The organism is Aeromonas popoffii, assembly GCF_037818705.1.
GTDB classification, from domain to species: domain Bacteria; phylum Pseudomonadota; class Gammaproteobacteria; order Enterobacterales; family Aeromonadaceae; genus Aeromonas; species Aeromonas popoffii.
In genome coordinates this window covers 3,594,127-3,618,666 of the sequence record NZ_CP149129.1, presented here as the reverse complement: position 1 = coordinate 3,618,666, position 24,540 = coordinate 3,594,127, and the positions used below count along the sequence as shown (strand labels likewise).

The window sequence follows — 24,540 nt, the reverse complement described above, 5'->3', positions numbered from 1 at the left end:
TTAAGGCCCAGCAGGCTTGCCATGCTGGTGGCCCTGGCTGCCATGCCCGCTTGGGCACAAGCCGCTTATCCCGCCTATCAGGCCGGCACCGCTTACAAGGCTGGCGATGTGGTCAGCAACGCAGGCGCTCTCTACGAATGCAAAGAATTTCCCTATTCCGGCTGGTGCGGGGCATCCCCCTATCACTATGCCCCCGGTGTGGGTGCAGTCTGGGCCGATGCCTGGAAGCTGTTCAACGACGGCGGCACGAATCCGGGCCTTGGGCTGGCAATCAGTTCGCCCGCCCTTGGTAGCGTTTTCAACGAAGGTGTACCCGTGGCCCTTGCGGTCACCCTGAGCGGCAACAGCAGCGCCCTGGTCAAGGTCGAGTATCTGATCGATGGTCAGCAGGTGGCGGTCAGCAGCGGGGCCCCCTGGTCGGCCAGCTGGGTCGCTACCGGTGTCGGCCCCCATCAACTCAAATCTCGTGGGCTGGACAAGGATGGCGCCGTGCTGAGCGAGGCGGATGCCAGCTTCAGCGTCAATGCCGTGGTCGCGCCAGAGGCGCCCGGGGTGAGTATCAGCAGCCCGGCCAGCGGTGCCAAGGTGACCCTGGGGCGCAGCGTGGCGGTCAGTGGCAATGTCACCGATGCCAACAATGACGTGGCCAGGGTCGAGCTCTACGTGGATGGCAAGAAAGTCGGTGAAGACGTCAGCGCCCCCTGGCAGGTGAGCTGGACGCCCCAGAGCAAGGGGGCTGCCGCCCTCAAGCTGGTGGCGACCGACAAGGAAAATCTGGTGGGCGAGTCTGCCCAGGTCGATGTGCAGGTGGAAGAGGCGGCGCTGCCGCCCACCGGTGGCAACCTCTCTTGTGACATTCGCCAGATCTATCGCCCGGACGGTTACGAGTGCATGGGGGATGACCACGCCCGCCGGGTGATCGGTTACTTCACCTCTTGGCGCACTGGCAAGAATGGCCTGCCCGCCTACCTGGTGAACGACATCCCCTGGGACAAGCTCACCCACATCAACTACGCCTTCGCGGCGGTGGACGAGCAGAGTCACCAGATCAAGGTGGATGATGCAGCCACCAAGCTGACTTGGGATGGTGTGCCGGGCGCCGAGATGGATCCCGAATTCGCCTATCAGGGCCACTTCAACCTGATCTCCAAGTACAAGAAGCAGTATCCGGACGTGAAGACCCTTATCTCGGTAGGGGGCTGGGCCGATACCCGCGGCTTCTACACCGCCACCACCAAGGGCGACTGCTCGGTCAATACAGCCGGCATCAACGCCTTTGCCGATTCGGCGGTGAGTTTCATCCGCCAGTACGGTTTCGATGGGGTGGATGTGGACTACGAGTACCCCACCTCCATGAAGGATGCAGGCAACCCCAACGACTTCCCGCTCTCCAACCAGTGCCGTGCCAAGCTGTTTGCCAACTACGAGGTGCTGATGAAGACACTGCGGGCGCGGCTCGACAATGCCGGTATCGAGGATGGTCGCAAGTACATGCTGACCATAGCTTCACCGGCGTCAGCCTACCTGCTGCGCGGCATGGAGAACTTCCAGGTCACCCAGTATCTGGATTACGTCAACCTGATGACCTATGACTTCCACGGTGCCTGGAACCATTTTGTCGGTCACAATGCGGCGCTGTTCGACAACAATGCCGACCCCGAGCTCTCCCACTGGGGCGTATACAATCAGGCCCAGTTTGGCGGTATCGGTTACCTCAACGCCGCCTGGTCTGCCCACTACTTCCGCGGTGCGCTGGCGGCCGGCAAGATCAACGTGGGTGTGCCCTATTACACCCGCGGCTGGCAGGGGGTGAGCGGTGGCACTCACGGTCTGGGTGGCAAGGCGGCCCTGCCGAGCCAGAACGAGTGCCAGCCGGGCACGGGTGGCAGTACGATTCCGTGCGGCAATGGTGCGGTCGGCATTGACAATATCTGGCATGATCTGGACAAGAACGGCAAGGAGATCGGCGGTGGCGCCGTGCCCATGTGGCATGCCAAGAACCTGGAGCACGCGGCCAGCCTGGGCATCACAACGTTGCCAAGTTACGGCACTGCCTGGGGTCTGGATCCCAACAACCCGGCCCACGTGATGCAGGGCAAGTACGTCCGTTACTACGATGACAAGGCGCAGGCGCCCTGGCTCTGGAACGATGAGAAGAAGGTGTTCCTCTCCACTGAAGATGAAGAGTCCATGGGTCACAAGCTGGACTACATCATCAAGCGCGGGTTGGGTGGCGTCATGTTCTGGGAGATGGCGGGCGACTACGCCTTCGATCCGGCCAAGAACGAGTACGGCATGGGCAGCACTCTGACTACGCTTGCCTACGAGAAGTTTGCCAAGGCAACTCCGTACAACAACAAGCAGAATGATCTGGCCGCGCCGAGTGCCCAGCTCGACATCCAGGTCAGCCTCTCCGGCTTCAAGGAAGGGGACTCCAACTACCCGATCAACCCGAAACTCAAGCTGGTCAACAAGTCGACCCAGACCATTCCGGGCGGCGCTCGCATCGAGTTTCTGATGCCGACGTCCACCTCTGACACCATCACGGATCAGAGTGGCATGGGGCTGAAAGTGGCGGAGAGCGGTGGCAACGACAACTCGGAGGGCATTGCCAACGAGAAGGACTTCCACAAGGTCGCCATGAACCTGCCGAGCTGGCAGACCCTGGCGCCGGGCGCTGAAGTTGAAGTCGCCATGACCTACTACCTGCCCGCAGCCGGCGTGCCGAGCGGCATGCGTATCATCAGCGGCAGCCAGACCATAGGGCTCAAGGCCGAGTTCCCGACCCTGCCGGAGGCCGTGCTGGGCTCGGGTGGCGGCGAGAATCCGGGCACCAGCTGCAGCAGCCAGAACGTCAATCCGGCGGCCTACAAGGCCTATCCGAGCTGGCCGCAGGGGGATCACGCCAATGGCGGCGATCGCATGACCCACAACAAGGTGGTGTGGCAGGCGAACTGGTGGACCAGCAGCGAACCCAAGGCCACCGATGGCAGCTGGAAGCTGGTATGTAGTTACTGATCTGATAACTCCTGTGTTGACGCCATGCGTGGCAAGGCAGTACCAGCAGGATCAATCCGGAGCCCAGGCTCCGGATTTTTTATGGCGGAATATATAAAAAGAGGGGGATAAAAAAGACCGCTCCGAAGAGCGGCCAATTGCCACCAAGGCAACCTGCGGGGCGGTCCCTTGTTATGTGCCGCGGGCGGGGCCAAACCGTGACCTTGTTTATTGGGTGACGGCGCCGCCCTGTTGCTCCTTGAGGAAGTTTATCCAGGGAGAGGCACGGCCACTGACGTTGCCATTCTGGGCTGCCTGGGTGAAGGCGGAGAGGGCCTCCTTCGGTTTTTGCTGCTCAAAATAGGCGACCCCGGTCAGGAATTTCAGATCGGCGCGTTGTTCACCATTGGCATTGGCCGCAGGCTTGGCGGCCAGGGCCACCAGATCCTGATAGCGTTTGCTCTGGATCATCATGCGCGCCATCTTCAATTGCAGTTCGGCATCCGGAGCCAGCTTGTAGGATCTCGCCAGGGTATCGATGGCGGGATCCAGCTCCTTGGCCTGATGCCAGTAGTTGGCCAGTGCCTTGAAGTTGGTTGCGCTGCTCTCTATGGTCCCCTCCTTCATCGCCTTCTCCATCACGCGTGCCGCCCGGTGAGGAATACCGGCGAAGGCCAGGTAGTTGGCCAGCCGCTGCAATTCGGCCGGCTCGGTCAGCATGCCGAGGTGGTAGGCCGATTCGAGCGCCGCCAGCGCCTTGCCATCGTTGCCCGCCTGCATGTGCATGGCCGAGAGCTGGGTCCAGTATTTTTTCTTGGCCGGGTACATGCCGACCAGGGTCGTCAGCACTTCGGTGGCCGGTTTGTACTGTTTCAGCTCGTAATGCGCCCCCATCTTCAGCAGATACCAGGACTCCGGCGCTTTACCTGCCGAGAGCTTGATCGCCTGATCCACCGCAGGGATAGCTTCCCGGTACTGCTTGAGCTGTACGTGGGCGTTGGCCAGCGTGATGTAGGCGTGCGGGGTCGGTTTCTCATCCTTGCCGAGACTCGCAAACCACTGGTTCATGGTACTGATGGAGGCCTTGAAGTTGCCCTCCGCCATGTAGAGCTGGGCCAGGTTGTAGCGCACCTGCTGGGCCACGGGTTGCGGCAGGCCGCCAGTGGCGATGGCATCGGCAAAGTATTTGGTCGCCTGACCGTACTTCTCCTGCTGCGCTGCCACGAAGCCGAGGGTCTGCAGTATCACCCCTTTGTCGTAGACCCGCTCACCGGCGCCGGACAGCGCCTCCTGCAGCTTGGCATTGGCCTCGCCGTATTTCTTCTCGGTGATCAACGCCTGTGCCTTGTTGACCGCGCGATAGGCGCGGTCAGAGAGGGCAGGCTGCTCGGCGGCCCAGCTGGCTGTGCTGAGTAGCACCGCCATGGCAACCGGGGCGAGGATCAGGGTGTGTAACTTTTTCATCGCCACCTTCCTTAGTTGACCGCAAACTCGATTTCTTGCTGCATGCGGGTGGCCTGCGCCTTGCCATCGACCATGGCCGGTTTAAACGTCCATTTGGCGATGGTTTTGCGCGCCTCCTTGCCGAGGTCATAGCTGCGGGGCTCTTCTTTCACGATCCGCACGTTGCTGACGGTGCCACGTTCGGTCACGGTGAACTCTACCAGCACCTTGCCGGAGGCGAGTCCCGCCAGCGCCGCCTTGCGGGGCATCATGGGTTCGAAGGTCGCCATCGGAATGGCGCCGTTGTTGCCACCCATGCCGCCACCCCCCCCGCCTGTGCTGTAGGCGCCGAGGGCGTTGCCACCACCTATGTTGACCGGGAGGTCGAGCTTGGGCATGTCCATCGGCGAGCTTTCCATCTGCGGCCGATCCGTGCTGGCCACTTCCATCTCGGGAGGGGGAGGTGGCCGGTTCGGCGGCGGCGGTTTGGGCAGCTCGCGTTGTCTCTCTTGCAGGGTTTCCTGAGGGCGAACCCGAATGAAGTCGGTCATGCTGACGTCTTCGGATTCCACCAACTCCCGGTGATCCGGTGTGATGAGCTTGTTCATTCCCAGAAACAGGAAGAACACCACCACACAGGAGACAGCCAACGATATCAGGTATCTCATAGGTCTATCTCCGGCATCAGCTGCTCTTGTCTGCCGCGATGGAGATGTTCTGGACACCGGCCATGCGGATCTGATCCATGACCTGGACCACCAGACCTGAACGGGATTCGTTATCGGCCTGGATCACCACGGCGCTCTCCGGATTCTCGGCCCGCAGCCGCTCTATGTTGGCCCGTACGGCCCCCACTTCGACGATACGCTTGTCGACCCAAACCTGACCGTTCTCGCGCACCGCGACCATGATGTTCCCCTTCTTCACTGTCTCGGCCGTGCTGGCGCTCGGGCGGTTGATCTCCACGCCGGACTCCTTGACGAACGAAGTGGTGACGATGAAGAAGATCAGCATGATGAACACTATGTCCAGCATGGGGGTCAAATCGATGGCCGCCTCATCAGCACTGCTGTCGCTGTGACGTTTTCTCATGGCAAAAACTCCTTGCTTGTTCTGTGCCCCCGCCAGGCTCGCGTCCGGCGGGGGAGTGCATCCTGCATCAACCGTGTTTCAGGTTGTCTTCCAGCTTCTCGACCGCCAGCTTGGCCTTGTGATCGAGCTGGTTGACAAAAAACAGGCCGGAAAGGGCGGCAATCATGCCCGCCATGGTCGGTACCGTCGCCTTGGAAATGCCCGAGGCCATCGCCCTGGGGGAGCCGGTGCCGGTGATGGCCAGGGTGTCAAACACCTGCACCATACCCACCACGGTTCCCAGCAGCCCCATCAGTGGACAGAGGGCGATCAGCACCTTGATGACCGGCATTCCCTTGTCTACCGCCATGGCAACCCGAGAGACCAGCTCGCGCCGGATCTGCTTGGCAGACCACGAAAGATGGTCACTGCGGGCCTGCCAGGTTGCCTTGGTCTGTTTCACCTGCTTGGGGTAGACCGCTATGAAGTAGAACCAGCGCTCCAGTAGCAGGGCCCACATCATCAGGGTCAGGAAGAACAGGGCGACCAGTACGTCGCCCCCCAATCCCAGAAACCGGCGGACCGACTCGACTTCTTCAATCAACCAGAACCACATGGGTGACTCCTTACGCTGCGGCTTTGGAGGCGTGCAGACGTTCCTGATAACGGGCGACGAAACCGGCGCTCTGCTCTTCCAGCACCTGGATGAGACGACGGCTTTGGGTCTGCACTATGGTGTAGAGGAACAGCATGGGCACGGCCACGACCAGACCCTGCATGGTGGTGACCAGGGCCTCCGAGATACCGCCCGCCATCAGCTTGGGATCACCGGTACCGAACAGGGTAATGGCCTGGAAGGTGGCGATCATCCCCACCACGGTACCGAGCAGACCCAGCAGCGGTGCGACTGAGGCGATCAGCTTGATGATGCTGATGCCCTTCTCGAATTTGGGCACATTGCGCAGAATGATCTCGTCCAGTTTGGATTCCAGATCCTCTATGTTGTCACCGCTATGGCTCTGGTAAGCCCCCAACATCTCGCCGATGGGGTTGCCCTTGATGATCTGATCGGATTTCAGCTGCTTGCGCATGGCGCCGCCGATGAGGGAGAGGCGGGCGCCGCAGAACAGGGCCAGCAGGGTGCCGATGACCCCCAATGCCAGGATCACATAACCCACGGAACCACCCTGATCGATACGCTCCTTGAGGGTCGGTGACTGCACCAGCAGGGAGAGGATCACGCCGCGGGACGGGTCGACGAAGATGGGCTTGACGCCACCACCACCCTGTTCAAACTCGGCGATAGGTGCCAGTACGCTCTTCTCCGGCTGACGGGAGAGTTGTTCGAACTTGCCGGTCTCCGGCACGAAGGTGAGGTACTTGCCCTCGGAGACGGTGTTGAATTCACCGATCTGGGTCACTGTCTTCTCGGCCTGGTTGCCCTCGCCGTACACCACGGTCGCCGGCATCTGACTCACCTTGCCACCGTCAACCATGCGGCTGAGGGTGGTGGTCCAGAAGGCAGTCAGATCATCGCTGGAGGGGAGCTCCTTGCTCTCTGCCAGACGGGTCAGCAGCGCCGCCTGCTCAGGGTGCTCGACCCGGCGGGCGGAGGCATTGAAGATCCCCTTGAACTCACCGGCAAACTGACGCAGCACCCCGAACATCTCGCCCATGTTGCCGGAACGCTGGCGCAGGGTGTCAGTCAGCTCGGTCAGCTGCTTGTCGTTGGCATCGAAGGTCACCTTGAGCTGTTCGCCCTTGGCGGTTTCGGCAGCCAGCTCGGCCTTGGCCTTGGCCAGCAATGCCCCTTGCTCGTTTTTGTCAGCCAGGAAACGGGCTTCCCGCTCCTTGTTGAGCTGGGATTCGCTCAGGCTGGAGGCCTTGACCTGATTGAGCAGCGCGTTCAGATCTACCGGTTTCTCGGCGGCGGTCACCGGCAGGATGATCAGGGTGGCTCCCGCCATCAGGGAGGCAATAGCAAGTTTGATTCCTTTCATGATGCTTTCTCCGCAGTTTGAACCGGCAGCTTGATGAGCGCGGGGGGCGCCTGCTTCTTGGCGATACGCAAGCCCTGTTCGACTGCACTGCGATACTCCTGGGGCAGCTCTTCCCATTGACGGGTCTTCTTGTTCCACATGCCGGTCTCATTGCCATCCGGGGATTGGTAGAGCAGGGCGATGCGGCCGACGCGCAGGAACTCGTAGGTCTTCTCGGTGCCAGCCTTGTCCAGACTGGCCTTGTAGGACTCGATGGTGCGGCTGAAGCCCTCCTCGATCTGGTAGGCTTCCAGGATCTTGCGGTACTTCTCGGAGATGGTGACATCGGCCCGGTTCATCAGGTCCGTCAGGGCCGCCACGCGGTCCTCCCGCTCGACTTTCTGGAACGGCAGATCCAGAGAGACGAACTGCTCGAGGGAGTCGATCATCTTGAGCATCAGGGGGACGACTTCGGTGCTGGTCTGATCGATCTGGGCGATCTGGCGCTGCATCGAGGCCAGCTCTGTGGTCTGGGAGTCGACCATCTTGCCCACCTGCTCGTTGTAGGTGCGCAGACTGTCGACCTGGCGCAGGGCGGCCTTGTACTGCGCCAGGGCAGACTCGGCAGACTCGGCGTAGTTGTCGATCTTCTGCTGGGACACTTTGGATGCATTGTTGGTGGCGGCTTGAGCGTCCACTGCCTGACCGGCAGAGGCGGCACTCAGAGTGAAGCTGGTCAGCAAGGCAGCAGAAACCAGGCTGCCGAGGAGCGCTTTCTTCATTGTAATTGTCCTTGTCTTCATAGGTTTACCCTATCTCCGTAACTTCCTTGGACGTTGGGCAAAGCCGGCCCGACCGGGCCGGCTTGGGTTGTATATCAACGAGGTTGATTAGAACTTCTGGGTGTAGTCGAGGTAGACGACGCGCCCGTCGATGCTGTAGAGGTCTTCGTCATAGGTGAAGCCGTCGCTGGAGAGCGAGGGGTCTACGTTGAACATGTTCCTCACACCGGCTTGCAGCTTGCCATTCCAGGGGGTGTCAACCGCGACGTTCAGGTTCCAGGTGGTCTGGGACGCGATATGCCCCTCTTTCTGACCATCTACGTAATCCTGGCTCTGGGAGTCGATGTAGTTGGCACTCAGGTAGGTATCCATGTTCCACCACTGCGGCACATTGACCCCGACGCCGGAGTTGAAGCGCAGTTCCGGCTTGGCGTTCCAGCCCTTCTTGTCGACCATGGGACCACCGGCGAACAGACCCTCTTCGTATTTCAGAATGTAGGTGCTGCCGAAGTCGTAGCGTACTGTCACGACGTCGAAGTCGTACTTGTAATCCGCCTTGAAATCCAGACCGCTGGTCTTGAGCTGACCCAGGTTGACCATGCCAGCATAGACCTGCTGCACATCGCCATTGGCATCGCGGATGACGTTCGGGTTGCTGCCGGTATTCAGCTCCTGGTAGAACTGGGTCTGGGTGGTCGCCAGCTGGATCACGTCATCTATCTTGATGTAGTAGTAATCCAGCGAGAGGTTGAGATCGTCGATCGGGCTATACGCAGTGCCTATGCCGAAGGTGTCAGCCGTCTCTTCCTTCAGCTTCTTGTTGGATTGGCGAACCGTGGTGAACTGCTCTTCCGGGCAGTTGGCCACCCCGTTTGCCCGGCAGGAGACATAGTCCTTGGCAAAGTCGGCGGAGTCGGCATCGGCGGCATAGAGATCATCCAGACCCGGAGCACGGAAGGATTGTGACCAGGAGGTACGGAACAACAGATTGTCCAGCGGCTGATAACGCAGGCTCGCCTTGGGCGAGAAGGCGCTGCCAAAGTCGCTGTACTTGTCGTAACGACCGGCCAGGTTCAACTCGATCTGCTCGGTGATGGGGATCAAGCTCTCGATGTAGGTGGCGAAGACGTCGCGTACACCGCCACCCGAGTTGCCGGCAGAGCCGATGACGTTGCCAGCTTCGGACTGGCTGTCGTAGGTGTCAGAGTAGGTCCAATCGTTGTATTCTGCGCCCAGAAACCAGCCGATGGGGCCGGCCGGCAGCTCGCCCATGCTCCAGCCCAGGCCGCCGTACCACTGGAAGAAATCCATCTTGGAAGTACGGCTGATGTCGTAGGAGAGGCTGTTGGTCGCCGCGTTGGAGAACTCGCCGTTCTTGAAGTTGCCCGCATCGACCTGTTGCTGGACCGCCGGGTTCAGCACATAACCTGTTCCACGGTTCTTGTTGTCAGTCTTGGAATACATGTAGCCTGCACTCCACTCCACATCGCCCACCGCTTCGGTCGGCAGCGCGCCTTCAAAGCCCAGGTTGATGCTGCCGGTCATGTCGGTGACGTCGTTGTCACGGGGGCCGACGTTGTTGAAGCGGTAGTAGACGGTGGCCTTCTCGCCGATGAAGCCGTTGTCGGCCAACAGCTGGGCACCGCCCGAGGTGGTGCCGTCGATGCTGAAGGGGCCAGGAGCCGGGGCGGAGCGGCCAAAGCTGGTGATACGCGAGCCGATCAGCTGGGGCACGAAGTCGACGCTGTCATTGATGTGATAGCGCCCGTTGACGTAGACGGTGTCGCGGTTGCGAGAGGCTGTCTTGGCGGCAACCTGGGCGAAGTCGAAGCGGCAAGTCGAGCCGACAGGCACGAACCCGGTGCCAGTATTGGCACAGTCGACGCCTTTCAGTGTGCGGGTGACTGTCTTGCCGGTGGCGGCATCGACCCCCTTGATGTTGCGGCCATACAGGCTGGGAGCGGAGGCGCCCTGTAATGCCAGATAATCGCGATCCTTGTAGTAGATCTCGTCTTTGACATCGTGTTCATAGACCATCATCAGGGCGCCCTTCTCCCCTGTGATACCGCTGACAATAGAGCCATTCTTCTCGTCGCCACCCTCTTTGGTGGGCGAGCCAATACGCCCCTGGAAGGCCAGCCCTTCGTAGTCTTGCTTCAAGATGACGTTGATGACACCGCCGATGGCATCAGAGCCATACAGTGCTGAACCGCCATCCAGGTTCACTTCCACCCGTTCAACGGCCGCCATGGGAATGGTGTTCAGGTTGATGGCGCTGCCACCTATGGAAGGGGAGCCCGCGACCCGCTTGCCATTGAGCAGCACCAGAGTGCGCTCTGAGCCCAGACCACGCAGACCAACGGTCGACTGGGATTGAGCGGAGTTACCAGATGCGGGGGATAAACCACCAAAGGAGTTGAAGGAGGCTTGTTTCAGGTAGTCAGCCACTGTCTGCTGACCGGATTGCTCGATCCTGGCTCTGCTGATGGCGATAACCGGGGTGGCGCCTTCCACATCGACACGGGAGATGCGGGAGCCGGTCACCTTGATTTTCTGCAGTTTTTCAACGTTTTGGCCTTCTTCGGCCATAGCGGGGGGGGCTACCACTGCCGCGCTCGCCAAGGCAAACGCAACGGCAGCAGAGAGTCTGCTTTTCCTAAGCATCGCTTATATCCTTCCTGGTTGTTTTTTTGTTTGCTTCCATACCGCCCTCGTTGGAGCGATGCGTAAGGCTTATCAAGCTTTCGATGTGGACGTCAATTGAGGTGGTGCGGATGGGGTGGGGGCGGGGAATAAGATGACTATGTTTTATTAGTTCGCTATTACCAGTTTTTATTCTGACTTGGCATCCACTTGCGATGTGAAATCGGTGTTAAATCGAAGTGTTTCCATTTTATTGATTAAATTTAAACTTATCGATAAGTGATCTTCTTCCTTGATGTTTGTCTTGTAAAAAGCAACTTAAATAGCATTTTTAGCTGTTTTTATGGTGTGTTGTGTTTCTGTTCAGGCCGGGTGTTTGGCGGAGTTCAAGCGTTTGTCTATAGAGAGAGTAAATGAGCGGATTTTTTGTTAATGGCATGTTTTATATCGGTTTTTGTTTTTAGCTCTCTTTTTTTATTATTTTAATTTAAAATTTAAACGATGGTTTAGTTGTGCGGTGAGTAGTGTTTTATCTTGAAGTTGAGTTTTTCATAAAAAATTCACAATAAATTCTGCTATATGCCAAAAGCAGATGTCACCCCCTTCGTTCTACTTGATTTTTGTTGCAGAGCTTTTACAGTGACCCAGCGGATTGTCTGTTAATAACAGCCTATCCAGTGAGTAATGCCAGGAAGGACAGGCCGGTCATCGGAATTGACTAGCCATACAAGAACAACAAGGACGAGGTTTCACCATGCTGTCGTATTTCTTACGTCGGATGCTTTTGATCATCCCGACGTTTCTCGGTATCACCCTGCTCGTCTTCACCATCACCCGTTTTGTGCCCGGCGGCCCGGTTGAACGCATGTTGTTGCAGGCGCAGGTGTCCCAGAACGAATCTGGCCGATCCAGCGGCAGCAAGGGTGCGCAGGCCCTCTCCGATGAACAGATCGAGGAGCTCAAGGCCTTCTATGGCCTCGACAAGCCGATGCTGATCGCCTATTGGGAGTGGCTGCAGAAGCTGGCCGTACTGGATCTCGGGGAGTCGACCCGCTATTACGAGCCGGTGTGGGGCCTCATCAAAGACAGGCTACCGGTCACCGCCTTCTTCGGGTTGGCCACCTTTCTGCTGAGCTACGCGGTATCCATACCTCTCGGAGTGGCCAAGGCCCTCAGGCATAATAGTCGCTTCGATTCGCTCAGCTCCATGTTCATCTACATGGCCTATGCCCTGCCCGCCTACGTGGTGGGTATCTTTCTCATCACCGTCTTCGCCTTCCATCTGGAATGGCTGCCCATGGGCGGTTTTCCGGGGGACGATTTCGACGCCATGGAGAGCCGCTGGGCCCAGATCCGTACCGTCTTTGCCCACGCCCTGTTGCCGCTCATCGCCTACGCCATCGGGGATTTTGCCATCCTCACCATGACCATGAAGAACAGCCTGATGGAGAACCTGTCGGCGGATTACGTGCGTACCGCCGTGGCCAAGGGGCTACCGTTTCGCAAGGCGGTCACCGACCACGCCATGCGCAACAGCCTGATCCCCATTGCCAGTCACTTAGGGTCTGTGCTCACCGTCTTCTTCGGTGGCTCCTTTCTCATCGAGACCATTTTCAACATCGACGGCATAGGGCTGCTCGGTTATGAGGCGATCGTCGAGCGGGATTACCCCACCGTCATGGGCATTTTGGCCATCACCTCCATGTTGATGCTGGTTGGCAATATCGTCTCCGATATCTGTGTCGCCTTTGTTGACCCCCGCGTGCGGTTTGGAGAGTGAACATGAACCTGCTCCTTCTTGTCATGTCGATGCTGATATCACGCCATATTGTCTCCGATATCTGTGTTGCCTTTGTTGACCCCCGCGTGCGGTTTGGAGAATAACCATGAAGCTCAACCCGGTTACCTTAAAAAAACTCAAGCGTTTCAAGTCGATAAAGCGTGGTTATTACTCGTTTGTCATCTTTACCACCCTGGTGGTGCTCTCCCTGCTGGCGGAGCTGCTGGTCAACAGCCGGGCACTGATTGTGAGCTATCAGGGTCAGCTCCACTTCCCCACTTATGGTGACGTAATCCCCGGTACTCACTTCGGACTCGATTACGAGTACGAGACCAACTATCGCCAGCTCAAGACCAAATTTGCAGAGGAGGGCAAGGGCAACTGGGTGCTGCTGCCGCCTGTACCCTGGAACCCTTATGAGCAGGATTTCAAGCAAGATACCTATCCGCCCTTCGCCCCCAGCCTGGCTGAACGCCACTTCCTCGGCACCGACACCAGCGGCCGCGATGTGCTGGCGCGGCTGGTCTATGGCTTTCGCATCGCCATCGGCTTTGCCTTTATCGCGCTAGCGGCAAGTTACGCCATCGGGGTCACCATCGGCTGTCTGATGGGCTTTCTCGGCGGCCGCTTTGACCTCATCTTGCAACGCTTCATCGAGATCTGGTCCCAGGTGCCGTTTCTCTACGTCATCATGATCCTGGTGTCGCTGGCCAAGCCCAACTTCGGTCTGTTTGTCGGCATCAACGTGCTGTTCGGCTGGATGGGGATCACCTGGTATATGCGCACCCTCACCTACAAGGAGCGGGCACGGGACTATGTGATGGCGGCGCGGGCGCAAGGGGCCACCACCGGGCGGATCATCTTCAACCACATTCTGCCCAATACCCTGATGATGATCGTTACCCTGGCGCCGTTCGCCGTGGTGGGCAACATATCCATCCTGACGGCGCTGGACTATCTGGGCTTCGGGTTGGCACCACCGACCCCGAGCTGGGGCGAGCTGCTCTCGCAGGGGATCAACAATCTGGATGCCATCTGGATCGTCAGTTCGGTGGTGGCGGCGGTGAGTCTGGTGCTGATCATGGTCTCCTTTATCGGCGAGGCGATCCGCGAGGCGTTCGACCCGCGTAAATTTACCCGTTATCAGTGACCCACGGCGCCCTCATGGCCCCGGGTGACTCACCCTTAAATCGACAAGACCCCAGTGCAGGGGCTAGACCAGGAAGTCAAACATGAATAATAAAATCAAATGGATAGGTGCACTTTTTCTGCTGGTGAACGGATCATGGGTATTGGCCGCCAGCCTGCCTGCTGATCTCAAGTGGGAGACCAACGACACGGACCCCGTGTTCGCCTCTTCCAAGGCGCTGCCGGGCGGCAGCCTCAACCTCTTCATCGACAGCTTTCCGCTGACGTTTCGCACTGTAGGGCCGGATTCCAACGGTTCGTTCCGCTCCTTCATCCAGGATAACCAGCTGCGGCTGATCAGCTTTCACCCCAACACCGGCAACCCCATCCCATCGCTGGCGACCCACTGGGCCATCGCGCCAGACAGCCAGACCGTCTACTTCAAGCTGGATCCGCGGGCCAAATGGTCCGACGGCAAGCCGGTCACCGCCGACGACTACACCTTCGGCTACGAGATGATGCGATCCAAGGACATCAAGGGGCCCTGGTTCAACAACTACTACACCACCGAAGTGGTGGCGGTAGAGAAGATTGATGACCATACCATTCTGGTCAAGGCGGGCAGCCGCAAAGCCAAGCTGGACCTGCTCAACACCACTGAGCTGTGGCCCCAGCCCAAGCATTACTACAAGCTGACCCCCAACTGGGTGAAGCAGTACAACTGGGCCGTGGTACCTACGACAGGTCCCTATGTGATGACTGACGTGAAGAAGGGCAAGTCTGTCACCTTCGGCAAGCAGCAGGACTGGTGGGCCAAAGACGATCGCTACAACCAGCACAGATTCAATATCGACGCCATCAAGGTGCAGGTGATCCGGGACCACAACATCGCATTTCGTCACTTCCTCAAAGGAGAACTCGATACCTTCGAGATGATCCTGCCCAACTGGTGGCATGAAAAAGCCGTGACCCCGGAATACAAGAAGGGGTACGTGCAGAAGGTGATGGCCATGACCGACACCAAACAGGGCGGTCAGGGGGTTCATCTCAATGTGGCTAACCCCAAGCTGGCGGACGTGAATGTGCGCCTCGGCATCCAACACGCCTTCAACATCGACAAGATGATCGAAACCGTGCTGCGTGGCGACTACGACAGAGCCACCACCTTTGACTCGGGCTTTGGCGAGTTCACCGACATCACACTGCCGGAGCGGGCTTACGACATCGGCAAGGCGCGTGAATACTTTGCCAAGGGCGGCTACAACAAGCCGGGGCCGGATGGCATCCTGCAAAATGACAAGGGCGAGCGGTTGACGCTGGCGCTCACCTACACCAGTCAGGAGCACTCCAAGCGACTGACCGTGCTCAGGGAAGAGGCCAAGAAGGCGGGTCTGGATCTGGAGCTTAACCTAGTGGATGGTGCCACCGGCTTCAAAGTGATGCTGGAGAAGAAACACGAGGCGGCCTGGCTTGGTTGGGGCGGCGGCGGTCTCTATCCGCAATATTGGGAGTTTTTCCACTCGGACAACGCCAACAAGCCGCAGACCAACAACCTGTTCAACGTGGCTGACAAAGAGCTCGATGGGCTGATCGATGTCTACAACGTCGAATTCGACATGGCCAAACGGGCCAAGCTCTCACAACGGATCCAGCAGCGTATCTATGACCTCGCCATCTTCGTCCCTGGGGTGCAGCTCAACTATGTGCGGGCCAGCAGCTGGCGTCATGTGATGCTGCCCGAGGTGCCCGCCACCCAGAACACGCCGGATCTGCTCTACTGGCCCATGGATGGCTATCCCCACAGCAGTGGTGGCCTGCTCTGGCTGGATCCCAAGGTGAAGGAAGAGACCTTGAAAGCCAAGGAGGCAGGGGAGGCGCTGGCGCCTATCAACCTGCTCGACCAGACCCATGCACGTCATTGATGCCATTGAGAAGGGAGCAGCCGTTATGCCCAACACCCAGGCCCCCATTCTTGAGGTACCGGATAACGGGGGGGAGTTTGCCGTTGATCACGGCCAGAACCAGGCCTCGATTCTTGAGGTAAGCGATCTCGAGGTGGAGTTTGCCGTCGATGACGGCAAGATCAAGGTGCTCGACGGGGTCAGCTTCAAGGTGGCACCGGGCCAGACGCTGGGGATCGTCGGCGAGTCCGGCTGTGGCAAGAGCGTCACCTCACTGGCCATCATGGGGCTCTTGCCCAAACCCCACGGTCAGGTGGTGGCCGGTTCTATCCGCTTTCAGGGGGAGGATCTGCTCACGCTGGCGCCGGATCAGATGTACAAGGTGCGCGGCAACCGCATCTCGATGATCTTTCAGGAGCCGATGACGGCCCTCAACCCGGTGCAGACGGTCGGTGAGCAACTGATGGAGGTATTTCGCCTCCATCGCCCCGAGTATGACAAGGCCCAGCGCAAAGCCGCGGCCATCGCCATGCTGCAGAAGGTGGGGATCCCTGAGCCTGCCCAGCGCTTTGCCGTTTACCCTCACAACCTCTCCGGCGGCATGCGCCAGCGGGTGATGATCGCCATGGCGCTCTCCTGCGAGCCGGACCTGCTTATCTGCGACGAACCGACCACGGCGCTGGATGTCACCATTCAGGCCCAGATCCTCGAATTGATGAAAGAGCTGCAAGCCCAGACCGGGATGGCCATCATCTTTATCACCCACGATCTGGGGGTGGTGGCGGAGCTGTGCGACGAAGTGGTGGTGATGTACGCCGGCCGCGCGGTGGAGCAGGCCGATGTGTTTGAACTGTTTGACCATCCCCGTCATCCCTATACCCACGGTTTGATGAGCTCGATCCCGCGCCTGGAGGATGAGCCCAAGAGCCTGCTCAAGACCATCAAGGGACAGGTACCGGCCCTGCACGAAATGCCCGCTGGCTGCCGTTTCTCCAACCGTTGCCCTCACGCAACCGACCTCTGTGTCAGTGCCATTCCGGCAGTGGAACAACTAAACTCGCGTCACCATGTCGCCTGTCACTACTGGAAGGAGTTGACCGTATGAGTACCCTGTTATCGGTCAGGGACCTGAAACAGCACTTCCGGCTGGGCGGCGGGTTTCTGCGCAAGAAATATACGGTTCACGCAGTGGATGGCGTCAGCTTCGACCTGAAACAGGGGGAGACGCTGGGGCTGGTGGGCGAATCGGGTTGCGGCAAATCCACCCTCGGGCGCAGCCTGCTCAAGCTGTTCGAGCCGACCGCGGGCACCATCACCTTCGAGGGGCGTGATATCACAGCGCTCAGCCCGAAGGAGATGCGCTCCCTGCGTCAGGAGATGCAGATGGTGTTTCAGGATCCTGCAGAATCCCTCAACAGCCGCCACACCGTGGGCCAGATTTTGGAGGAGCCCTTTATCATCCACGGCAAGGGCAATGGTGAGCAGCGCCGCGTCTGGGTGCAGGAGTTGCTGGAAAAAGTGGGCCTGCCAGGCAGCGCGGTGGATCGCTATCCTCACGAGTTTTCCGGTGGTCAGCGCCAGCGCATCGGCATCGCCCGTGCCATCGCCCTCAAGCCCAAGCTGCTGGTGTGCGACGAGGCGGTGTCGGCGCTCGATGTCTCGGTGCAGTCCCAGATCGTCAACCTGCTGCTCAGCCTGCAGCGGGAGATGAACCTCTCCATCATCTTCATCGCTCACGATCTGTCGGTGGTCAAACACATCTCGGATCGGATTGCGGTGATGTATTTAGGAAGGATCGTCGAACTGGCGGAGGCTCAAGCGCTCTATCTGGCACCATGTCACCCCTACACCCAGGCGCTGATTTCGGCCATTCCGGTGCCGGATCCACGGCGGCGCAGCCAGCGCATCCTGCTGACCGGCGATGTGCCGTCCCCTATCTCGCCGCCGAGCGGCTGCCATTTTCACCAGCGTTGCCCCTATGCCACCGAGCTGTGCTGTCATACGGCGCCAAGTCTGCAGATCTGTGACGGGACTGCTCATCAGGTAGCCTGCCACTTCCCCTTGGTTGCAGCGGAGGTTGTGCCCCTGGGAAAGGCGATATGATGCCGGTGCCCGCATCGCAACAGAGTGGCACAGGAGACAAGCAATAAAAAATGGGGCCTGTGGGCCCCATCTTCATGATTGGAGTTCAGGTTTGGCCGTGGAAAGTCTGGCCAGGGCAGGACAGCGGCCCCGAGAGGGGATGGCTGTGGCAATCATTATGATGTGTGTAATTTTACTACTTAATATCTGTTTTTCCCGATGTATCAGGCACCGTAACGGAAGTAATACTCACGGGTTGACGGGGCGTAGGCGTCTTTCTCTACGGCGCCTTTCTTGCTGGTTGCACCCTTAAGGTGGAACAGTACTGCCAGGTTCTCAAACATATCTTCACCTCATCGCTCTGTTATCTAGTTGTAGTGTGTGACTTGAGTCACAATTTGATCCTATGGCCTTATGTGAGCTGGATCAACTTTTTGTGTGGTAAATTTACATAAATCATGGAAAGGGTTTTCAAACCCAGTTTTGTTCATGGAGACGGTTTCAGAGTCATTCTGGGCAACATGGCGGGCCGAAAGTGAGCCCCTGCTGGGCAAGTGAAGGGGCTGGGCATTACAAAGGAAGGCGGCCGGCAGGGGCACTGGTGTGCATGGATCCTGGCGATGGCGGACACCAGTGTGCAAAAAAATACCCCGCACCGGGCGGGGTATGAATCATGTCGGCAGCGGGCTTAGCCTCTTTCGCTGAAGGTCAGAGGTCGGCTCCTGCTGATGAGCCGGCAGGCTTACTTGGCCGGGATCTGTTCCAGTACATGGACCAGCAACTGCCAGAAGCGCTCGACGGCCGGGATGTGCACCTTCTCATCCGGCGAGTGTGCACCGCGTATGGTCGGGCCGAAGGAGACCATGTCCCAGTCCGGATAGGCGCTCTTGAACAGGCCGCACTCGAGGCCTGCATGGATCACCATGACGTTGGGCATCTCGCCGAACAGGGTCTGGTAGCTGTTGCGCACCAATGCCATCACCGGGGAGTCCACGTCCGGCGCCCAGCCAGGATAAGCACCGGTAAATTCGCAGCTGGCACCGGCCAGATTGAACAGGGAGCGGGTCATCTGCTCGATGCTCTCGCGACCGGAGTCGATGAGGGAGCGGATCAGGCACTGTACATACACCTCGCCATCGAGCGTCTTGATGACGCCGAGGTTGGTGGAGGTCTCGGTGACGCCCGGGATGGCATCGCTCATGCGAATGACACCGTTCGGGCAGGCCATGAGGGCGTCCAGCAGGCGTGCCTGCAGGTTGTCGCTCATCAGCTTGGTCGGTTTCTCATGAGCGGTGAGCAGCACGGTCAGGTTGGCTTCGGTGGCCGCCAGCTCGCTCTGGTAGATGCCGGCATAGCGGTCGACCAGGGCCTTGAATTCATTGACGTGGGCGGCGGGCACCAGCAGCTTGGCACGGGCTTCGCGCGGGATGGCGTTGCGCAGGGTGCCACCGTGGATCTCGGCCAGACGCAGGCCCAGCGGTTCGGCCGCCTTGAGCAGACGCACCAGCAGCTTGTTGGCGTTGCCACGACCGCGATGGATGTCGACGCCGGAGTGACCGCCACGCAGCCCCTTCACCTGCAGTTCAAACCCTTCACCTTCGGTAGGGGCTACCAGCTCCAGCGGGAAGCGAATATTGGCATCCACGCCACCGGCGCAACCCATGTAGACCTCACCATCCTCTTCCGAGTCGGTGTTGAGCAGGATCTCGCCTTCCAGCCAGCCCGCTTCCAGCCCGAACGCGCCCGTCATACCGGTCTCTTCGTCCGTGGTCAGCAGCACTTCCAGCGGGCCATGCTTGAGGTGCTTGTCTGCCAGCACGGCCAGGCAACCGGCCATGCCCATGCCGTTGTCGGCACCGAGGGTGGTACCGCGGGCCGTCACCCAGTCACCGTCTATATAGGCATCGATAGGATCTTTGGTGAAGTCGTGGCGGGTATCGGCATTGGCCTGGGGCACCATATCGATATGGGCCTGCAGCACCACACCCTTGCGGTTTTCCATCCCGGGGGTGGCCGGTTTCTTGATGATGATGTTGCCTACTGTGTCTTGCTTGACGGCCAGGCCTTCCCCCTGGGCCCACTCGACTATCCAGGCGCTTAAGCGGGCTTCGTGCTTGGAAGGGTGGGGAATGGAGCAGATCTGTTCGAAGAAATGCCAAATCAGTTTGGGAGAGAGAGAACTAAGCTGTGCCACGTCGGAACTCCTTACCAGCACGGAAAATGACCGGGCCCAGAGGGCCGAGGAAGAGGATAACGATAATACAGTCAATCACACAAAAATGTGATCGATCTGCGCAAATTGCGTGCGGCTTGTGCTGGTCATCGGTGTGTTCACAGGGTACAGCCGAGGTTGAGGTGACCAAGCCTGGCACACAATAAAATATGTGACTCACGTCACAAAAATATTGTATTTATGGCGCCGGCTGGTAAATTGGTGGCCGTGGTTCGCCACCCGTCAGGATGACGATGTATGCCTCTAGGGAACCGAAGCAAAGCAAGTGCGCCTCCATGGAACCGAGTGTCTGTTCAAGGATCTGAGCCCGCATAAAGGTACGTAACTTGTTAAGCAATCAGGAGTTTTACTATGTCAGGCAGCAATTCAACCTATTGGTTTGCCCAATCGCTCTACACCCAGGGTTATAGCTACCCGAATCCCTTCGCTTACCGTTAAGCCAGGGGCGCCCCGCCGGGGGGCAAGCAGCAAGATGCAGCAGCAGGTGAGTGAGGATGACATCCTCCCCCTGCTATTTTTTTATCTGCAACCTGCGAAAACGGATGCAGTGAAAGGCGTACGTATGCCTGGCGCCGGGCTGGATTGCAGGGGGGCTGCTCCGTTTTTTCCTGCATTTCGCATACGTTTGCCAGTCAATTTATCTGTAAACGATGCTATCATGCCGGCCCAACAGCCTGTCCGCGGTCTTTGCTCCAAACGACATGGCCGCCAGCTATGCCCATCCTGCTTTCATAGAATCTGTTTTTGCTGCCGAGGTACCAGCCCTGAGGCAGCCAAAGTGCAAGCCGAATTCGGGAAGCAGGGGCGCCGGAATTGACCGAATCGCGTGTGTCAGCACGGATTTTATGTCTTAAGTGATTGTTTTTATAACTCGTTGAGATCGATAGTATGCCAAAAAAGTTTTATGTGTCGTGGGATAACCTGCAACGTGAAGCGCGCCGTCTGGCCCGTCGTCAACTGCCTGTCAGCCAGTGGAAAGGGATCATAGCTGTCAGCCGTGGTGGTCTGGTCCCGGCCGCGCTGATGGCTCGCGAACTTGGCATCCGTAATGTCGAAACCCTGTGTATCTCCAGCTACGACCACAACAACCAGCGTGATCTGATGGTGGTCAAGGCTGCCACCACGGCGGGTGATGGTGAAGGCTGGTTGGTGGTGGACGATCTGGTGGACACTGGTGGCACCGCCAAGGCGATCCGCGAACTCTATCCCAAGGCCAAGTTCATCACCATCTTCGCCAAGCCCATGGGCGAGCCGCTGGTGGATGACTTCGAGGTCGCCATTCCGCAAGATACCTGGATTGAGCAGCCATGGGACATGGCGCTGGAATTTGCCCAGCCGATCTGCGACGAAGAATAACAGCTTCACAGGGCTCCTATTTGGAGCCCTGTTTTTTTGCGCTGCAACTGGCTGCCAGAGGGGAAACGTGGTTAAGATGGAGCCATTGCATGACAGTATGAGTAATCACCTTGGACTTGAACGACGACCTTAACCTGACCGAGAAGCTTTTTACCCGGGTCAAGAAGGTGCTGGAGACCTCCGAGATCTCCAACAGCAGCCCGGTGGAAGAGCAAGATGCCAATCTGGACGAGACCTTTATCGATGGCGCTATGTCATCGCGCTGGTATCGTCTGCTGCGCCGGCCAACCTGGGTCTGGCAGGGGGCGGATCCGGTCGAGATGGAACAGACGCTGGCTTGCATCGCCATGGGAAAAGGGGAACGCACCCACGAACGTTACCTGGATACCATCAAGGGTTATGTGTCCGGTAACTGGGTCTATGAGTGGAGCCAGCTGGCCGGTCGTTACTTCAAACAGGGCCGTGCGCTGGTGGAGCAGGGTGACTCGGCGGCCGCCCTGAAAGATCTGCTCAGGGCAGTGCGTTACTACTCCATCGCCAGTTATCCCCATCTGAAGAATGACGAGCTGGCGGATCAGGCCCAGCTGCTCGGCAACATGGCCTACCGCGAGGCGGGCCGCCTGTTCAAGGTACCCCTCAAAGAGATACAGGTGCCATTTCGCGGCAAGAGCATTCAAGGCTACCTTCATCTGCCGACCACGGACAAACCCGTACCCCTGGTCATCGTCAGCGGCGGCATCGACTCGCTGCAGGTCGATTTCCTCAACCTCTATCTCAAATGCCTGGAGCCCAACGGCATCGGCATGCTATCGCTGGATATGCCGGGCATCGGCTATGCCGAGCACTGGCCGCTAGTGCAAGACACCAGTCGGCTGCATCAGGCTGTATTGAATCACTTGTCAGAGGTGGCCTGGGTCGATCATGAGCGTATCGCCATGGTGGGCTTTCGTCTGGCAGGCAATGTGGCGGCGCGGCTGGCCTTCATCGAGCCGTTCAAGCTCAGGACAGTGGTCTGCATAGGGGCGGGTGTCAATCAGGTGTTCACCAATGAGGAGATGTTCGCCCGCTGCCCACGCATGATGCGCGACGAGCTGGCGAATCGCCTTGGGGCCGACGCGGCCCAGTGGGAGTCGTTGCGTACCAAGTGCCAGGTCTTTTCCCTCAAGACGCAAGGATTGTTGGGGACTCACACTTCCGTGCCGATATTAAGCATCGGACACAAGAAAGATTTCATTTGTCCCGAGCAGGATGTACGGGCATTGGCGTCCGCTAGCCGCAATGGCAAGGCGGTGGTGTTTGATAAGCAACCTTTGCAGGAGGTATACGACGAGGCGTTGAAAGAGATGGCCAAGTGGCTTAAAAAATATCTATGTACATGATGTAGCGTTAAAAATAACGTCATCCCAGGATGATATGGCTTGTTCACAGGGAGGTTAACATGTCAGAAAAAGTGACTTACAAGCGATTGCTGAGGCAGTTTGCTGCGATTGGCCCCTATTTACGTGAAGATCTGTGTGAAGAGGGGCGCTACCGTTTCGACTGTCTCTCCGTCTGCGTCAGCGCCAAACCGGCGCCGGACAAGCGGGAGTTCTGGGGGTGGTGGTTGGTGCTGGAGCAGCAGGATCACAGCTTCAGTTATCACTATCAGGTCGGTTTCTACAATGCGGAAGGGGCCTGGATCAACAAGCCAATCCCGAAGAAGCATCAGGTTGAGGTCGAGCGCACCCTCAACCGCTTCTACAAGCTCATCAGTGACAAGCTCACCTTGCTGGAGTGTCGGCTGGTCCCTGCCGAGCAGGTGACCAATGAGCTGGCTGTCACCGCCGCCTGATGTGCTGATGCCCTGCGAGGGTTGTATTCACTCGCAGGGTCATCTGGTCCCACCGTCCGCGGTTACCCATTTATCTCTTCAAGCCTGCCGCTTCTCGCCACAGGGCAAGCTTCCTTCGTCCACGCAGTGCTTGCGGGCTTAATTGCCTTGCAGGGCAACAGGGCCGTGGGTATAAAGGGATTCCTTACTTTTCAGCCTTCTTGCTCCCATGGAAAACAGAACCATAGTCGTCAAACTGGGCACCAGCGTGCTCACCGGGGGATCTTCCCAGCTTAACCGTGCCCACATGGTGGAGCTGGTCAGGCAGTGTGCGGCCCTGCACCGTCACGGCCACAGAGTCGTGGTGGTCACCTCGGGTGCCATCGCCGCCGGGCGTGAACATCTGGGCCACCCTCCGCTGGCGCCGACCCTGCCCAACAAGCAGATGCTGGCGGCGGTTGGCCAGACCCAGCTCATTCGGGTGTGGCAGGATCTGTTCAACCTCTATGGGCTGCATATTGGTCAGATGTTGCTGACCCGCGCCGATCTGGAAGACCGCGAGCGTTACCTCAATGCCCGGGATACCCTGCGCACCCTGCTCGATCACCGCATCATTCCCGTCATCAACGAGAACGATGCCGTGGCGACGGCCGAGATCAAGGTGGGTGACAACGACAACCTCTCCGCCCGCGCCGCCATTCTGGCCGATGCCGATCTCTTGATCCTGCTGACCGATCAAACCGGCTTGTTCACCGCTGATCCGCGCAGCAACCCGGATGCCCAGCTGATCGAGGAGGTGCAGACCATAGATGACACCCTGCGCAAGTTGGCGGGGGGTAGTGTCGGTGGTCTTGGCACGGGTGGCATGGCGACCAAGCTGCAGGCGGCCGACGTGGCGCGCCGGGCCGGGGTCAAGGTGGTGATCGCCACCGGCCAGATGCCGGAGGTGATAGGTCGTCTCGCCAGGGGTGAGCGTATTGGCACCTTGTTCCCGGCGCTGGCCTCACCGCTGGAAGGGCGCAAGAGCTGGATTTTGGCCGGCCCGCCCCCCCATGGTGAGGTTCGGGTGGATCAGGGCGCCGTGGCTGCCATGCAGGAGAAGGGCTCCAGCCTGCTGCCCAAGGGCATAGTCTCAGTGAAGGGAGATTTCGTGCGCGGCGACGTGGTGCGTATTCTCGATCCCAAGGGCGTCGAGCTGGCCCGTGGCATCTGCCGGTACGACCATCTGGAGCTGGAGAAGCTGCGGGGTGTTCACTCGGATCAGATAGAACAGATATTGGGCTACGGCTATGGTGCCGTGGCCATTCACCGGGATGACATGGTGTTGCTCTGATT

General features: G+C 58.8%; 18 protein-coding genes. 10 read left to right on the top strand and 8 right to left on the bottom strand.

Going from position 1 to position 24,540, the window contains the following annotated elements:
• Positions 1-21: 21 nt before the first annotated feature.
• Entirely contained in the window at positions 22-3,018 is a 2,997-nt protein-coding gene (locus tag WJM78_RS16500; RefSeq protein WP_339015898.1) for a glycosyl hydrolase family 18 protein, read from the top strand.
• Between the two features lie 207 nt (positions 3,019-3,225).
• Here the strand turns inward: WJM78_RS16500 and WJM78_RS16495 are convergent, their stop codons facing one another.
• The 7 genes from WJM78_RS16495 to WJM78_RS16465 all read right to left on the bottom strand — a co-directional run bounded on the left by WJM78_RS16495 (position 3,226) and on the right by WJM78_RS16465 (position 10,936).
• Positions 3,226-4,461, bottom strand: a complete 1,236-nt coding sequence (locus WJM78_RS16495) for a tetratricopeptide repeat protein (protein WP_339010619.1) — start codon at positions 4,459-4,461, stop codon at positions 3,226-3,228.
• Positions 4,462-4,472: 11 nt separating this feature from the next.
• Complete coding sequence (locus WJM78_RS16490) at positions 4,473-5,108, bottom strand: energy transducer TonB (protein WP_042035771.1); 636 nt, start codon at positions 5,106-5,108, stop codon at positions 4,473-4,475.
• A gap of 16 nt (positions 5,109-5,124) precedes the next feature.
• On the bottom strand, positions 5,125-5,532 hold the full coding sequence (locus WJM78_RS16485; protein ID WP_212514744.1) for an ExbD/TolR family protein: 408 nt from the start codon (positions 5,530-5,532) through the stop codon (positions 5,125-5,127).
• A 67-nt stretch (positions 5,533-5,599) separates the two neighbouring features.
• Complete coding sequence (locus WJM78_RS16480) at positions 5,600-6,127, bottom strand: MotA/TolQ/ExbB proton channel family protein (RefSeq protein WP_042035769.1); 528 nt, start codon at positions 6,125-6,127, stop codon at positions 5,600-5,602.
• Positions 6,128-6,137: 10 nt separating this feature from the next.
• On the bottom strand, positions 6,138-7,511 hold the full coding sequence (locus tag WJM78_RS16475) for a MotA/TolQ/ExbB proton channel family protein (protein WP_339010612.1): 1,374 nt from the start codon (positions 7,509-7,511) through the stop codon (positions 6,138-6,140).
• The gene (locus WJM78_RS16470; RefSeq protein WP_108537263.1) at positions 7,508-8,272 is read right to left on the bottom strand and encodes a DUF3450 domain-containing protein; all 765 of its coding nucleotides are present in this window, start codon (positions 8,270-8,272) and stop codon (positions 7,508-7,510) included. The genes WJM78_RS16475 and WJM78_RS16470 overlap by 4 nt, the downstream gene beginning before the upstream one ends.
• Positions 8,273-8,380: 108 nt before the next feature.
• On the bottom strand, positions 8,381-10,936 hold the full coding sequence (locus WJM78_RS16465) for a TonB-dependent receptor (protein ID WP_339010609.1): 2,556 nt from the start codon (positions 10,934-10,936) through the stop codon (positions 8,381-8,383).
• 733 nt (positions 10,937-11,669) lie between these two features.
• On the opposite strand from WJM78_RS16465, the gene WJM78_RS16460 reads away from it, so the two are divergent.
• The 5 genes from WJM78_RS16460 to WJM78_RS16440 all read left to right on the top strand — a co-directional run bounded on the left by WJM78_RS16460 (position 11,670) and on the right by WJM78_RS16440 (position 17,827).
• Complete coding sequence (locus WJM78_RS16460; RefSeq protein WP_042035765.1) at positions 11,670-12,695, top strand: ABC transporter permease subunit; 1,026 nt, start codon at positions 11,670-11,672, stop codon at positions 12,693-12,695.
• A gap of 106 nt (positions 12,696-12,801) precedes the next feature.
• Positions 12,802-13,845: an ABC transporter permease gene (locus WJM78_RS16455; protein WP_339010606.1), complete on the top strand. Its 1,044-nt coding sequence runs from the start codon at positions 12,802-12,804 to the stop codon at positions 13,843-13,845.
• An 82-nt stretch (positions 13,846-13,927) separates the two neighbouring features.
• On the top strand, positions 13,928-15,745 hold the full coding sequence (locus WJM78_RS16450) for an extracellular solute-binding protein (protein ID WP_339010603.1): 1,818 nt from the start codon (positions 13,928-13,930) through the stop codon (positions 15,743-15,745).
• Between the two features lie 25 nt (positions 15,746-15,770).
• Positions 15,771-16,829 (top strand): ABC transporter ATP-binding protein, encoded by a 1,059-nt coding sequence (locus WJM78_RS16445; protein WP_339010601.1) that lies wholly within the window; start codon positions 15,771-15,773, stop codon positions 16,827-16,829.
• A complete protein-coding gene (locus WJM78_RS16440) occupies positions 16,826-17,827 on the top strand; it encodes a dipeptide ABC transporter ATP-binding protein (RefSeq protein ID WP_339010599.1) in 1,002 nt (333 codons plus the stop codon). Before WJM78_RS16445 ends, WJM78_RS16440 begins: the two co-directional genes overlap by 4 nt.
• 721 nt (positions 17,828-18,548) lie before the next feature.
• Here WJM78_RS16440 and WJM78_RS16435 read toward each other — a convergent pair.
• Positions 18,549-20,000 carry an aminoacyl-histidine dipeptidase gene (locus WJM78_RS16435; RefSeq protein WP_339010597.1) on the bottom strand — a complete coding sequence of 484 codons (1,452 nt, stop codon included), beginning with the start codon at positions 19,998-20,000 and terminating at the stop codon, positions 18,549-18,551.
• Positions 20,001-20,927: 927 nt separating this feature from the next.
• Here WJM78_RS16435 and gpt point away from each other — a divergent pair.
• The 4 genes from gpt (at position 20,928) to proB (ending at position 24,538) form a co-directional block, all read left to right on the top strand.
• Positions 20,928-21,395 (top strand): xanthine phosphoribosyltransferase, encoded by a 468-nt coding sequence (gene gpt / locus WJM78_RS16430; RefSeq protein WP_042035757.1) that lies wholly within the window; start codon positions 20,928-20,930, stop codon positions 21,393-21,395.
• A gap of 110 nt (positions 21,396-21,505) precedes the next feature.
• Positions 21,506-22,774, top strand: coding sequence for an esterase FrsA (gene frsA, locus WJM78_RS16425; RefSeq protein ID WP_287146227.1), 1,269 nt, complete (start codon positions 21,506-21,508; stop codon positions 22,772-22,774).
• A 59-nt stretch (positions 22,775-22,833) separates the two neighbouring features.
• Positions 22,834-23,226: a sigma factor-binding protein Crl gene (gene crl, locus WJM78_RS16420; RefSeq protein WP_212513081.1), complete on the top strand. Its 393-nt coding sequence runs from the start codon at positions 22,834-22,836 to the stop codon at positions 23,224-23,226.
• Positions 23,227-23,434: 208 nt separating this feature from the next.
• Positions 23,435-24,538, top strand: coding sequence for a glutamate 5-kinase (gene proB, locus WJM78_RS16415; RefSeq protein ID WP_212513080.1), 1,104 nt, complete (start codon positions 23,435-23,437; stop codon positions 24,536-24,538).
• The last annotated feature ends 2 nt before the right edge of the window (positions 24,539-24,540 follow it).

Excerpts from the sequence above, each read along its gene's own strand:
- proB (WP_212513080.1), top strand. The coding sequence starts at position 23,435 with ATGGAAAACAGAACCATAGTCGTCAAACTGGGCACCAGCGTGCTCACC.
- WJM78_RS16445 (WP_339010601.1), top strand. The coding sequence starts at position 15,771 with ATGCCCAACACCCAGGCCCCCATTCTTGAGGTACCGGATAACGGGGGG.
- WJM78_RS16465 (WP_339010609.1), bottom strand. The coding sequence starts at position 10,936 with ATGCTTAGGAAAAGCAGACTCTCTGCTGCCGTTGCGTTTGCCTTGGCG.
- WJM78_RS16485 (WP_212514744.1), bottom strand. The coding sequence starts at position 5,532 with ATGAGAAAACGTCACAGCGACAGCAGTGCTGATGAGGCGGCCATCGAT.
- WJM78_RS16440 (WP_339010599.1), top strand. The coding sequence starts at position 16,826 with ATGAGTACCCTGTTATCGGTCAGGGACCTGAAACAGCACTTCCGGCTG.
- gpt (WP_042035757.1), top strand. The coding sequence starts at position 20,928 with ATGCCAAAAAAGTTTTATGTGTCGTGGGATAACCTGCAACGTGAAGCG.
- WJM78_RS16490 (WP_042035771.1), bottom strand. The coding sequence starts at position 5,108 with ATGAGATACCTGATATCGTTGGCTGTCTCCTGTGTGGTGGTGTTCTTC.
- WJM78_RS16480 (WP_042035769.1), bottom strand. The coding sequence starts at position 6,127 with ATGTGGTTCTGGTTGATTGAAGAAGTCGAGTCGGTCCGCCGGTTTCTG.
- WJM78_RS16455 (WP_339010606.1), top strand. The coding sequence starts at position 12,802 with ATGAAGCTCAACCCGGTTACCTTAAAAAAACTCAAGCGTTTCAAGTCG.
- WJM78_RS16495 (WP_339010619.1), bottom strand. The coding sequence starts at position 4,461 with ATGAAAAAGTTACACACCCTGATCCTCGCCCCGGTTGCCATGGCGGTG.
- WJM78_RS16470 (WP_108537263.1), bottom strand. The coding sequence starts at position 8,272 with ATGAAGAAAGCGCTCCTCGGCAGCCTGGTTTCTGCTGCCTTGCTGACC.
- WJM78_RS16450 (WP_339010603.1), top strand. The coding sequence starts at position 13,928 with ATGAATAATAAAATCAAATGGATAGGTGCACTTTTTCTGCTGGTGAAC.
- crl (WP_212513081.1), top strand. The coding sequence starts at position 22,834 with ATGTCAGAAAAAGTGACTTACAAGCGATTGCTGAGGCAGTTTGCTGCG.
- WJM78_RS16475 (WP_339010612.1), bottom strand. The coding sequence starts at position 7,511 with ATGAAAGGAATCAAACTTGCTATTGCCTCCCTGATGGCGGGAGCCACC.
- WJM78_RS16500 (WP_339015898.1), top strand. The coding sequence starts at position 22 with ATGCTGGTGGCCCTGGCTGCCATGCCCGCTTGGGCACAAGCCGCTTAT.
- WJM78_RS16460 (WP_042035765.1), top strand. The coding sequence starts at position 11,670 with ATGCTGTCGTATTTCTTACGTCGGATGCTTTTGATCATCCCGACGTTT.